Source organism: Pseudoxanthomonas koreensis (genome assembly GCF_041890415.1).
GTDB classification, from domain to species: domain Bacteria; phylum Pseudomonadota; class Gammaproteobacteria; order Xanthomonadales; family Xanthomonadaceae; genus Pseudoxanthomonas; species Pseudoxanthomonas koreensis_A.
Genome location: NZ_CP169056.1, coordinates 1,335,865 through 1,347,607, shown reverse-complemented (window position 1 = coordinate 1,347,607; position 11,743 = coordinate 1,335,865). Strand labels below are relative to the sequence as shown.

The following is an 11,743-nucleotide window of genomic DNA, read 5'->3' as shown; positions in this document are numbered from 1 at the left end:
CCCGGGAGATGGACCCAGGAAAAGGCCTTCGGGGGCTGCGCTGTCCCGATGCAGCGCAGCCGACGGCCATCCGGAAGGCGCATGCGTCATATCCCTGACGCCTCATCGGCACGCTGCTTGCATTGGACCGGGTGCAATCCCAAGGAGAAGCACGCGTGCCCGTTGCCGCCGACAAGACATCACGCACCCCGCCGCCCAAGAGCGCCCCTGCCGGCAAAGGCGGCGGCAAGCTGCCGCTGATCCTGAGCCTGGTGGCCGTGGTGGCCGTCGCCGGCGCCGCCGGCACCTGGTACATGGCCTCGCGCCGCAGCGCCGAGGTCGAGCAGGCCGCCGCCGCAGAAGCCACCAGGTCCAGGCTGCCCGCCCAGGCCCAGTACCTGGCGCTGGAACCGCCCTTCGTGGTCAACCTCAATGGCGGCATGGACGGCCCCCAGTACCTGCAGGTCGAGATCCAGCTGATGACCCGCGACTCCACCGCGCTGGCCAACCTGCAGCGCCACAGCCCGGCGATCCGCGCCCGCCTGTTGATGCTGCTGGCGCAGCAGACGCCGGAGAGCATCAACGACCGCGCCGGCAAGGAGAAGCTGCAGGCCCAGGCCCTGGCCGAGGTGCAGAAACTCATGCGTGCCGAAACCGGTGCCCCCGGCGCAGAAGCGCTGCTGTTCACCAGCTTCGTGACCCAGTAACCGGACCGGACCCGCCATGACCATCAACGACCTGTTGTCCCAGGACGAGATCGACGCCCTCCTGCATGGCGTGGACTCGGGCACGGTCAGCACCGAGCCGGAACCCGTCGACCCCAACGTCGCCCGTGCATACGACTTCGCCAGCCAGGACCGGATCATCCGCGGGCGCATGCCGACCCTGGAGATGGTCAACGAGCGCTTCGTGCGCCTGTGGCGGATCGGACTGTTCAACCTGATCCGGCGCTCGGCGGACCTGTCGGTGCGCGGCATCGAGCTGATCAAGTTCAGCGAGTACATGCATTCGCTGTACGTGCCCACCAACCTCAACCTGGTCAAGTTCAAGCCACTGCGCGGCACCGGGCTGATCGTGTTCGAGCCCAAGCTGGTGTTCACCGTGGTGGACAACTTCTTCGGCGGCGACGGCCGCTACCCGACCCGCATCGAGGGCCGCGAGTTCACCGCCACCGAGATGCGGGTGATCCAGCTGCTGCTGCGCCAGACCTTCGCCGACCTGACCGAAGCCTGGGCGCCGGTGATGGACGTGGAGTTCGAGTACATCAACTCCGAGATCAACCCGCACTTCGCCAACATCGTCACGCCACGCGAGTACGTGGTGGTCAGCCGCTTCCATGTCGAGCTGGAGGGCGGCGGCGGCGAGATCCACGTCACCCTGCCCTACTCCATGCTCGAGCCGATCCGCGAGCTGCTGGACGCCGGCATCCAGAGCGACCGCATCGACCGCGACGAGGGCTGGAACACCACCCTGCGCGAACAGCTCATGCTCGCCGAAGTGGACGTATCCAGCGTGCTTGCGCAAAAGCGCATCGACCTGCGCCAGCTCACCAGCCTCAAGGTTGGCGACATCCTGCCCATCGAACTCCCGCCGCATATCCCGGTGTGCGTGGAGGACATCCCGGTATTCACCGGGCAGTTCGGCCTGACCAACGGCCGCAACGCGGTGAAGATCGTGCAGACCCACCCGCCCGGCACCGCCACGTCGCGCGCCCCGATTCCCGAGGAACCGCCCGCATGAACACCACACCAGAAACCGAAGTCAGCCCGGCGCAGTTCGACGCACTGCAATCGGATGCGGACGCCGAACTGCGCGACCTGAACCTGGATGTCATCCTCGACGTACCGGTGACCCTGTCGCTGGAGGTCGGGCGCACCCGCATGCCGATCCGCAACCTGCTGCAGCTCAACCAGGGGTCGGTGATCGAGCTGGAGCGCGGGGCCGGCGAGCCGCTGGACGTCTACGTCAACGGCACCCTGATCGCGCATGGCGAGGTGGTGGTGATCAACGACCGCTTCGGCGTGCGCCTGACCGACGTGGTCAGCCCCAGCGAGCGGATCCGGAGACTGCGTTGATCACGTTGCTGGCCACTGCCGCTCCGGCCGCCGGGGCACTCGCGCGCCCCGTGGCGCAGGCCGGCGCGCAAGCCGGCGCGCATGCGCCCGCCACGCCCGGCCTGTTCGGCGCGTTCATGGCGCTGGTGCTGGTGCTGGGGCTGATCCTGGGCCTGGCCTGGCTGTTGCGGCGCCTGCCCGGCGGGTTCCGCCCGGCCGAAGGCCTGCGCGTGGTCGGCAGCCTGGCGCTGGGCGCCAAGGAGCGGGTGATGGTGGTGGAGGTCGGCGGGCGCCAGTTGCTGCTGGGCGTGACCCCGGCCGGCATCTCCCTGCTGCACGACCTGCCCGAGCCGCTGCCGCCGGTCGAGCCGCCGCGCCTGCCCAACCTCAAGAACCTGCCCAATTTCGCCCAGCTGCTGTCGCAGCGGCTGCGCAAGGATTCCTGACCATGCCGTGCCGCGCCCCCTTCCGCCTGCCGCAATTGCTGGTCCTGCTGGCGCTGGTCCTGCTGCCGATGCTGGCCGTGGCCGCGCCGGCCGCCGCACCGCAGCTGCCGGCATTGCCTGACGTCACCGTCGGCCGCATCGGCGATGCGCCGGTGAGCGTGCCGCTGCAGACCCTGCTGCTGATGACGGCCATCACCCTGTTGCCGTCGCTGCTGCTGGTGATGACCGCGTTCACCCGGATCATCATCGTGCTGGCCCTGCTGCGCCAGGCGCTGGGCACCGGCCAGACCCCCTCCAGCCAGATCCTGGTGGGCCTGGCCCTGTTCCTGACCGCGCTGATCATGCTGCCGGTATGGCAGAAGGCCTGGGAGGCCGGCTTTGCGCCCTACCTCAACGGCGACCTGGATTTCCGCAGCGCCTGGGACCTTGGCACCGCGCCGCTGCGCGGCTTCATGCTGGCCCAGGTACGCGAGACCGACCTGATGACCTTCGCTGGCCTGGCCGGCCATGGCACCTACAGCGGCCCGGACGCGGTGCCGTTCCCGGTGCTGGTGGCCTCGTTCGTCACCTCCGAGCTGAAGACCGCGTTCGAGATCGGATTCCTGATCTTCATCCCGTTCGTGATCATCGACATCGTGGTGGCCTCGGTGCTGATGTCGATGGGCATGATGATGCTCTCGCCCATGCTGGTGTCGGCCCCGTTCAAGATCCTGCTGTTCGTGCTGGTGGACGGCTGGGTGCTGACCGTGGGCACGCTGGCGGCCAGCTTCAACGTTGCCTAGCGGCACCCACCCAGGCGGCCCTGCCATGTCTCCCGAACTTGCCCTCACCGAACTGCGCAACGGACTCCAGGTCGCCCTGTGGGTTGGTGGCCCGCTTCTGTTGACCGTGCTGGTGGTCGGCGTGGTGGTCGGCATCGTCCAGGCCGCCACCCAGCTCAACGAGCCCACCATCGCCTTCGTCGCCAAGGCCGCGGCATTGACCCTGGCCCTGTTCGCGGGCGGCAGCCTGCTGCTGGCCTACATGGTCGATTACACCCTTGCGCTGTTCCAGCGCATTCCCCACCTGATCGGCTGAGCCGGGGCAGCGGCGTGGATCCGGCCACCGCCATGGTGATCGACGGCCAGCAGGCCTTCGGCATGATCGGCGCGATCATGTGGGCCATGCTGCGCACCGGCGCGATGCTGATGGCGATGCCGCTGATCGGCACCCGCGCCCTGCCCATGCGGATCCGGGTCCTGATGGCCGGCACGCTTGCGATGGCGATCGCCCCGCTGCTGCCCCCGCCGCCGGCCGGTTCGGGCATCGACGCGGCCACCGTGCTGGGCGTGGCGCGTGAACTGGCTCTGGGCGTGGCGATGGGGTTCGGCCTGCGCCTGATCTTCGAAGCCGGCGCGCTGGCTGGCGAGCTGGTCTCGCTGGGCATGGGCCTGGCCTTCGCACAGATGACCGATCCGCTGCGCGGCACCAGTTCGGGCGTCGTGGCGCAGTGGTTCTACATCGCCTTCGGCCTGCTGTTCTTCGCCTCCGATGGCCATCTGGCGATGATTTCGCTGCTGGTGCACAGCTACCAGGCACTGCCGGTCGCGGCGGCCTGGCCGGACCCGACGGCCATGCTCGGGGTGGTCCCGGAACTGTTCAGCATGGTCCTGCGTGGCGGGGTCACCCTGGCCCTGCCGGTGATGGTGGCGATGCTGGCCACCAACCTGGCCTTTGGCGTGCTGGCGCGCGCCGCACCGGCGCTCAATCCCATCCAGTTGGGCCTGCCGGTGGCATTGCTGCTGGGCCTGTTCCTGCTGGCCAACCTGGCCACCGAGGTGGCCACGCCGATCCTGAACCTGTTCCAGGTCGCGTTCGGCGCCGCCACACGGGTATTTGCCCCGTAGCGCAGCCCGGCCCAGGTCAAGCGCCCCGCGCGATGGCCGATATGCTGTAACGGCTGCGTGTGTCCATCGCTATCGCTCGCACATGCCATCCGGGCCGGCCCGCCCGCATCGCCTGCGCGCCAGGGTTGGCGCTTTCCATTTTCCCGCGGGGAACACATAGTGGCGGACGCGAACAGTCCAGATGACGCAACAGGGGGCGTCATGCACACATGGACCCGGAGCGACACCCGGACCGCGGTCCTGATCGCGTTGGCGTGCTTTGCCCTGCCGCTGTGGCCGATCAGCTATTGGCCCTCCTTCAAGGAAGGCGGCGGCGCCGCGCCGCTGGCCAACCTGCACTGGGGCGTGATCCTGGCGGTGGCGATGCTGTTGCCGCAGCGCGCCCATTTCCGCATCGGCTACCTGGCGCTGTGCGCGGCGATCTGCGTGCAGACGCTGCTCAAGATGCCGCTGCAGGACGCGGCCATCTACATCCTGCGCCTGGCCCCGCTGTACCTGGCCATGTATGGCTGGACGCTGCTGTGCGCTCGCTGGCTGGGGTGGCCGCGACCACCACGGCAGGCGCGCGTCCGCCAGCGCGACATCGTGCCCTTCGGCGCCGTGGCCTTCGCCCTGTATCCGCTGGGCTGGGCGCTGGCGCAAATGACGGTCAGCCTGGTCCTGGACGGATGGAAGCCGGAACTGCTGGACCAGGCGATGCGGGTGGGCTTCTCGCGCTTCTTCGGCGTGTTGTGCGGGGCCCTGCCGATCATGCTGTACGTCACCGGGCGCCACGAGCCGGCGCCGTTGCCCAGCCGCATGCCGCGCTGGGAGTTCTGGCTGTTGAGCGCCTACTTCGTGCTGATGGTGACGATGCTGTGGGCGATGTCGGCCCAGGCGCCGCATCCGCTGGCCGGGCTGATCGAGCAGCGCTTCATGCTCGCCGCGCTGATGATCTGGGCGGTACTGCGCCTGCCGTGGCGCTGGTCCACGCCGCTGATCGCGGCGGTGACCCTGCTGCTGGTGTACCTGGTGGGCGTCGGCACCCGCACGGGGATACGCGCCGATGCGCTGCACCTGATCCAGATCGGCCTGGAAATGAGCATGCTGCAGCAGCTCATGGCGCTGATCCTGGTGATCTCCCGCGACAACCGCCGCTCGGTCCTGCGGCTGGCCGAGGAAAGCCGCCTCGACAGCCTCAGCGGGGTGCCCAACATCAACGCGCTGCGGCACGACCTGGTGGCGCGCGACGCCCCTCCGGCGGAGATCGCCTGCCTGAGCATCGAGCACCTGGACAACCTCATGGCCGGCTTCGGCCTGCCGGCGCAGGAAGCGTTGACCGCCGCGGTGCACGCGCACCTGCGTCCCGACGTGCAGGCCTACACCCTGGGCATGGGCCGCTTCGTGCTGGTGCCGCAGGCCGACAAGCTGTCATGGCAATCGCTGCTGGACCGGATCGAACAGTTCGAATTCCGCTATGCCGATGCGCGGGTGCGGATCGAGCCCTATCTGGGCGTGTGCGCACTGCGCGACCGTGGCCCGGAGGCGATGGAGCTGGCCCTGCATGCGGCCTACGGGGCGATGAAGGATGCCAGCCAGCGCGGTGAAACCGCCCCGGTCTTCGCCCATGGCCGCACCGATCCGGCCCTGCTGCGTGCGGTGCTGGAGACCCACTCGCTGGCGCTGTCGCTGCTGCGCCGGCGCCAGGTCGAGCTGCACGTGCAGCCGATCCACCGGATCGACGGCAGCGGCCGGCCGATGGGAGAAATCCTGTGCCGCCTGCGCATGGACGACGGCCGCCTGCTGATGCCGCGCGACTACATGGAAGAGCTGGAGGCCAGCCGCGGCGTGGTCGAGCTTGACCGGGCGGTGGTGGAAACCCTGCTGGCCTGGCTGCGCGAGCACGGCGAACGCTTGCCGTTCCAGCGCCTGGCGGTGAACCTCACCGGCCGCAGCCTGGTGTCCGAGCAGTTCCGCAACTGGCTGCTGTACCAGCTGGACAACTTCCCGGGCATCGCCGGGCGGCTGTGTTTCGAGATCACCGAGCGCGCCATCGCCGGCGGCCTGGGCCAGGTGCGCCCCCTGCTGGACGGGCTGAGCCAGCGCGGCTGCCTGATCGCGCTGGACGACTTCGGCACCGGCATGCAGAGCTTCGAGCGGCTGCAGCAACTGCCGATCCATGTGGTCAAGATCGACGGGGCCTTCATCCGCAACGTGGCTGCAAACCCGCGCGACCGCGACCTGGTCCGGGCCATGGTCACCATCGCCCGCGCCTACCAGGCCGAAACCGTGGCCGAGTACGTGGAAAATGCACAGATCCTGGCCGCGCTGCACGAATTGCAGGTGGACTGGGTCCAGGGCTACCACCTCGGCCGCCCGCGTCCGCTCCATGCGCTGGACCCGGACGACCCGGACCTGGTCCATCCCCGCCGGTAGCGCACGCCGCCGCCGGCCCTTGCCGGCGTGAGCACTTTCCCGACCCCGGCACCCACCGCCAGGTGTGGAACGGCGCTTGCTTGGTCCCCTGCACCCCCGGGCGCAGGAGCCTGCCATGGCCGAGAACGAAGACGGCCAGGACAAAACCGAACAACCGACCGCCAAACGCCTGAACAAGGCGCGTGAGGACGGCAATATCGCCCGTTCGCGGGAACTGGCCACCGCCTCGGTGTTCGGCGCAGGGGTGATCGCACTGATGACCCTGGGGCCGCTGCTGGGCCGTGGCGCCCTGGGCTGGATGCGTGGCGCGCTCAGTCCCGAGCCGATGCTGCTGCAGGCGCCCGAGCGGCTGTTCGGGCACATGGGCCTGCTGTTGCTGAAACTGATGCTGGTGATGGTGCCGGTGCTGGGCATCTGCGTGCTGGCCGCGTTCATCGCGCCGCTGGCCATGGGCGGGTTGAACGTTGCCAGCAAGTCGCTGGTGCCCGACCTCAAGCGGCTCAACCCGATCTCCGGCCTCAAGCGCACCTACGGGCCCGAAGGCCTGGCCGAGCTGACCAAGTCGTTGCTGCGCGTGGCCTTCCTGGGCACCGCCACCGGCCTGACCCTGGTCCACGGCATGGACGTACTGCAGGCCATGCCCAACCAGAGCCTGGAACAGGCGGCCCAGACCGGGCTGTACTTCGCCAGCCGCCTGCTGCTGGCCGGCGCCGTGGCGCTGATGCTGCTGGCGGCCATCGATGCGCCGTACCAGAAGTGGAACTGGAAGCGGAAGTTGAAGATGACCCGCCAGGAACTGCGCGATGAGATGAAGGAGTCGGAAGGCAACCCGCAGGTCAAGGGCAAGATCCGGCAGTTGCAGATGCAGATGTCGCAGCGGCGGATGATGGAGGCGGTGCCGACCGCCGACGTGATCCTGGTCAACCCCACCCACTACGCGGTGGCACTGAAATACGACGGCGACAGCATGCGCGCGCCCAGGCTGGTGGCCAAGGGCGCGGATGAAATGGCCTTCCGCATCAGGGAATTGGGCGAGCTGCACCGGATCGCGGTGGTGTCGGCGCCGCCTTTGGCACGGGCCTTGTATCGGGAGGGGGAACTCGACAAGGAAATCCCCGTGAGACTGTACGCGGCCGTCGCCCAGGTCCTGTCCTACGTCTACCAGCTGCGCGCCTGGCGTCGCGGTACCGCCCCGGCCGCGCCGCAGCTGGGCCGGGTGGACGTGGACGAGTTTGCCGACGGCCGCGGTGACGCCCGATGAGCGCGGTGGCGGCCACCCCGATGTCGCGGCGCCTGGTCGAGATGGCGCGCAACGGCCTTGGCGCGCCGCTGGTGGTGATGGCGCTGCTGGCAATGATCGTGGTGCCGCTGGCGCCGCCGGTGCTGGATGCGCTGTTCAGCTTCAACATCGCCATCTCGCTGGTGGTGCTGCTGGCGGTGGTGTACGTCAAGCGGCCGCTGGACTTCACCGTGTTCCCGATCATCCTGCTGACCACCACGATGCTGCGCCTGGCGCTGAACGTGGCCTCCACCCGGGTGATCCTGCTCAACGGCCAGGATGGCCATGAGGCGGCCGGCAAGGTCATTGCCGCGTTCGGCGAGTTCGTGGTCGGCGGCAACTACGCGGTCGGCATCGTGGTGTTCGCCATCCTCACCATCATCAACTTCGTGGTCATCACCAAGGGTGCCGGACGCATCTCCGAGGTGACCGCGCGCTTCATCCTCGATGCCATGCCCGGCAAGCAGATGGCGATCGACGCCGACCTCAACGCCGGCCTGCTCACCCGCGAGGAGGCCAAGGCCCGGCGCGAGGAAGTTCGCGACGAGGGCGACTTCTACGGCGCGATGGACGGTGCCAGCAAGTTCATCCGCGGCGATGCCATCGCCGGCATCCTGATCATGCTCATCAACCTCGTCGGCGGCCTGGCCGTGGGCGTGCTCCAGCACGGCATGCCCGTGGCCGACGCGGCCGCCACCTACACCCTGCTGTCCATCGGCGATGGCCTGGTGGCGCAGTTGCCTGCGCTGCTGGTCTCCACCGCCGTGGCGATGCTGGTCACCCGGGCCTCGCGCGCCCAGGACATGGGCGAAGCGATGGTTGGCCAGGCCTTCGGCCAGCACAAGGCGCTGGCCGTGGCCGGCGGCATCCTGGTCGGGGTCGGGCTGGTCCCGGGCATGCCCAACGTCGCCTTTTTGACGCTGGGCGTCTTGCTCTGCTTCGCTGCCTGGAAACTGTGGCGGCGTGGCCCGCAGCCGCAGCCCGAGGACAGCGCCACCGTGGCCAGCCTGGCCGAGCCGGGCCAGCCCGGCGCCGAACTGGACTGGGACGAGCTGCGCCCGATCGACCCGCTGGGCCTGGAAGTGGGCTACCGGCTGATTCCGCTGGTGGACAAGGCCCAGGGCGGCGAACTGATGGCCCGGATCAAGGCGGTGCGCCGCAAGCTGACCCACGAGATCGGATTCCTGGTGCCGGCCGTGCACATCCGCGACAACCTGGAGCTGCCGGCCACCCACTACCGGGTGCTGGTGCACGGCGTGCCGGTGGCGACCGCCGAGGTCCACCCGGACCGCGAGCTGGCGCTGGACCCGGGCGGCGCGCTGGGTTCGATCGAAGGCATCAAGGGCAAGGACCCAGCGTTCGGCCTGGATGCCATCTGGATCCAGCCCCACCAGCGCGCCCAGGCCGAGTCGCTGGGCTACACCGTGGTCGACCCGGCCACGGTCATGGCGACCCACCTGTCGCACCTGGTCCGCGAGCATTCGCCGGAACTGCTCGGCCATGAGGAGGCGCAGCAACTGCTGGCCAACCTGGCCAAGAGCGCGCCGCGGCTGGTCGAGGACCTCACCCCCAAGACCCTGGCACTGCCGGTGGTGGTGCGGGTGCTGCAGAACCTGCTGATCGAACGCATCCCGGTGCGCCAGCTGCGCAAGATCGTCGAGACCCTGGTCGAGCACGGCGCGCACAGCCAGGACCCGGCGGTGCTCACTGCCGCGGTGCGCACCGCGCTGGGCCGCTTCATCGTCCAGGAGATCGCCGGCAACGCGGCCGAACTGCCGGTGTTCACCCTGGCCGCGCCACTGGAACGGGTCTTGCAAGACTCTGCCCAAGGCAATGGCGCCGCACTGGAACCGGGCCTGGCCGAGCGCCTGCAGCAGAGCCTGGCCGATTGCGCCGGCCGCCAGGAGGCACGCGGCGAGCCGGCGGTGGTGCTGGTACCGGCCACGGTCCGCTCCTCGCTGGCCCGGCTGGTCCGCCACAGCGTCCCCGCACTGTCGGTGCTGGCCTACACCGAGGTACCCGAAGACAAGCGGCTGAAGTTGATCGGCACCATCAGTTGAACAGCGGGATTCATGGTCCGGACACGCGGATCGCGGCACGCGGAAAGGAGGTTGTGATGAACAAGACACCGGAACAGCAACGGGCGATGGCCGGAGCAATCCACCCTGCCCGTGCGCAGCCCCGCAGCGCCCAATCCCCTTCCCTCATTCCCGGTTGTGAATCATGAAGATCAAACGTTTCGTCGCCCCCGACATGCGCACTGCGCTGCGGATGGTCCGTGCCGAGCACGGCCCGGATGCGGTGATCCTGTCCAACCGCCGCACCGAGGAAGGCGTGGAGATCGTGGCGGCCAGCAACTACGACGAGAACGCGGTGCAGCGCGCCCTGGTCGAGGCCCAGCGCAGCGCCGAGGCCGAGGCCGAAGCCCGTGCCGCCGAAGCCCGCACGGCCGCAGCCCAGGTCGCAGCCCAGGCTGCCCCGCGCCGTCCCAACCCGTTCCTGGACAACCTGCCGCCGGCACCCGAGCCCAGGGCCGCCGCACCGGCGCCCGCCGATGCCGCGGTGCAGGCAACCCCGGATTTCTCGGCGGCGATGGCCGCAGCGCTGGCCACCCCCACCGCGCGTGCCGCCGCGGAAGGCAACGGCGCAGCCCTTCCCATGCCGGCCACCACGGCCACGCCCGAAGCTGCCGCGTCGATCCCTGCCGATACCGCCGGCACGGTCCCGGCCTTGGCCGCGGTTCCTGCGCCAGCACCGGCCAACGACGCGCAACTGATCGCCATGCGCGAGGAACTGGCGCAGATGCGGCAGATGATCGAGCGCGAGATGCACCGCCTCACCGACGAGCGCCTGCGTGGCTCGCCGGTACGGCTGCAGGCCATGCAGCTGATGGAGGACTACGGCTTCGACGCCGGCATCACCCGCGACATCGTCCTGCAACTGCCGCCCGACACCCCCGAGCCCAAGGGCCGCGGGCTGATGCTGGGGCTGATCTCCAAGCGCCTGCCGGTATGCCCGGCCGATCCCCTGGAACTGGGTGGCGTGATCGCCCTGGTCGGCCCGACCGGCGCCGGCAAGACCACCACCATCGCCAAGCTGGCCGCCCGCTTCGTGGCCCAGCACGGCCCGCGCGACATCGCCCTGGTCACCACCGATACCGCCCGCATTGGCGGCCGCGAGCAGTTGCACGGCTACGGCCGCCAGCTCGGCATCGCGGTACACGAGGCCGACAGCGACGCGGCCCTGATCCAACTGCTGCAGAAGCTGGACGACTATCGCCTGGTCCTGGTGGACACCGCCGGCCTGGGCCAGCGCGACCGCGCCCTGGCCAGCCAGCTCACCTGGCTGCGCGCCGCGCGCAACGTCAGTACCCTGCTGGTGCTGCCGGCCAACTCCCACTACGCCGACCTGGACGAGGTGGTGCGCCGGTTCGGCGCGGCCCGCCCGCAGGGCGTGATCCTGAGCAAACTGGACGAAACCGGCCGCCTGGGCAGCGCCCTGTCGGTGGTGGTGGACCACCAGTTGCCGCTGACCTGGGTCACCGACGGCCAGCGGGTGCCCGAGGACCTGCACCGCGCCAATGCGGCCAGCCTGGTCCTCCACCTTGAAGATTTGCGCCGCGCTGCCGATAAGCCGAATACCCCGGAGCACGACCATGCCGTCGCCTGAGCCGCGTCCACTGAA

11 protein-coding genes are annotated in these 11,743 nt (G+C 69.4%); all 11 read left to right on the top strand.

Annotation, left to right across the window (positions count from 1 at the left end):
- Positions 1–155 precede the first annotated feature (155 nt).
- Positions 156–686, top strand: coding sequence for a flagellar basal body-associated protein FliL (fliL, locus tag ACEJ41_RS06140; RefSeq protein ID WP_374013901.1), 531 nt, complete (start codon positions 156–158; stop codon positions 684–686).
- A 16-nt stretch (positions 687–702) separates the two neighbouring features.
- A complete protein-coding gene (fliM, locus tag ACEJ41_RS06135) occupies positions 703–1,719 on the top strand; it encodes a flagellar motor switch protein FliM (protein ID WP_374013900.1) in 1,017 nt (338 codons plus the stop codon).
- Entirely contained in the window at positions 1,716–2,054 is a 339-nt protein-coding gene (fliN, locus tag ACEJ41_RS06130) for a flagellar motor switch protein FliN (protein ID WP_374013899.1), read from the top strand. Before fliM ends, fliN begins: the two co-directional genes overlap by 4 nt.
- Positions 2,051–2,479: a flagellar biosynthetic protein FliO gene (fliO, locus tag ACEJ41_RS06125; RefSeq protein WP_374013898.1), complete on the top strand. Its 429-nt coding sequence runs from the start codon at positions 2,051–2,053 to the stop codon at positions 2,477–2,479. Before fliN ends, fliO begins: the two co-directional genes overlap by 4 nt.
- Before the next feature lie 2 nt (positions 2,480–2,481).
- On the top strand, positions 2,482–3,261 hold the full coding sequence (fliP, locus tag ACEJ41_RS06120) for a flagellar type III secretion system pore protein FliP (protein ID WP_374013897.1): 780 nt from the start codon (positions 2,482–2,484) through the stop codon (positions 3,259–3,261).
- A gap of 25 nt (positions 3,262–3,286) precedes the next feature.
- Entirely contained in the window at positions 3,287–3,556 is a 270-nt protein-coding gene (locus tag ACEJ41_RS06115; RefSeq protein ID WP_374013896.1) for a flagellar biosynthetic protein FliQ, read from the top strand.
- A gap of 14 nt (positions 3,557–3,570) precedes the next feature.
- Positions 3,571–4,365 (top strand): flagellar biosynthetic protein FliR, encoded by a 795-nt coding sequence (gene fliR / locus ACEJ41_RS06110; RefSeq protein WP_374013895.1) that lies wholly within the window; start codon positions 3,571–3,573, stop codon positions 4,363–4,365.
- 201 nt (positions 4,366–4,566) lie between these two features.
- Positions 4,567–6,780, top strand: coding sequence for an EAL domain-containing protein (locus ACEJ41_RS06105; RefSeq protein WP_374013894.1), 2,214 nt, complete (start codon positions 4,567–4,569; stop codon positions 6,778–6,780).
- A gap of 115 nt (positions 6,781–6,895) precedes the next feature.
- Positions 6,896–8,041 carry a flagellar biosynthesis protein FlhB gene (gene flhB, locus ACEJ41_RS06100; protein ID WP_374013893.1) on the top strand — a complete coding sequence of 382 codons (1,146 nt, stop codon included), beginning with the start codon at positions 6,896–6,898 and terminating at the stop codon, positions 8,039–8,041.
- Positions 8,038–10,119 (top strand): flagellar biosynthesis protein FlhA, encoded by a 2,082-nt coding sequence (flhA, locus tag ACEJ41_RS06095; RefSeq protein ID WP_374013892.1) that lies wholly within the window; start codon positions 8,038–8,040, stop codon positions 10,117–10,119. The genes flhB and flhA overlap by 4 nt, the downstream gene beginning before the upstream one ends.
- 163 nt (positions 10,120–10,282) lie before the next feature.
- Positions 10,283–11,728 carry a flagellar biosynthesis protein FlhF gene (gene flhF, locus ACEJ41_RS06090; RefSeq protein WP_374013891.1) on the top strand — a complete coding sequence of 482 codons (1,446 nt, stop codon included), beginning with the start codon at positions 10,283–10,285 and terminating at the stop codon, positions 11,726–11,728.
- Positions 11,729–11,743 lie beyond the last annotated feature (15 nt).

Coding starts and splice junctions, on each gene's coding strand:
- fliM (WP_374013900.1), top strand. CDS start 703: ATGACCATCAACGACCTGTTGTCCCAGGACGAGATCGACGCCCTCCTG.
- ACEJ41_RS06115 (WP_374013896.1), top strand. CDS start 3,287: ATGTCTCCCGAACTTGCCCTCACCGAACTGCGCAACGGACTCCAGGTC.
- flhF (WP_374013891.1), top strand. CDS start 10,283: ATGAAGATCAAACGTTTCGTCGCCCCCGACATGCGCACTGCGCTGCGG.
- ACEJ41_RS06105 (WP_374013894.1), top strand. CDS start 4,567: ATGCACACATGGACCCGGAGCGACACCCGGACCGCGGTCCTGATCGCG.
- flhA (WP_374013892.1), top strand. CDS start 8,038: ATGAGCGCGGTGGCGGCCACCCCGATGTCGCGGCGCCTGGTCGAGATG.
- flhB (WP_374013893.1), top strand. CDS start 6,896: ATGGCCGAGAACGAAGACGGCCAGGACAAAACCGAACAACCGACCGCC.
- fliN (WP_374013899.1), top strand. CDS start 1,716: ATGAACACCACACCAGAAACCGAAGTCAGCCCGGCGCAGTTCGACGCA.
- fliP (WP_374013897.1), top strand. CDS start 2,482: ATGCCGTGCCGCGCCCCCTTCCGCCTGCCGCAATTGCTGGTCCTGCTG.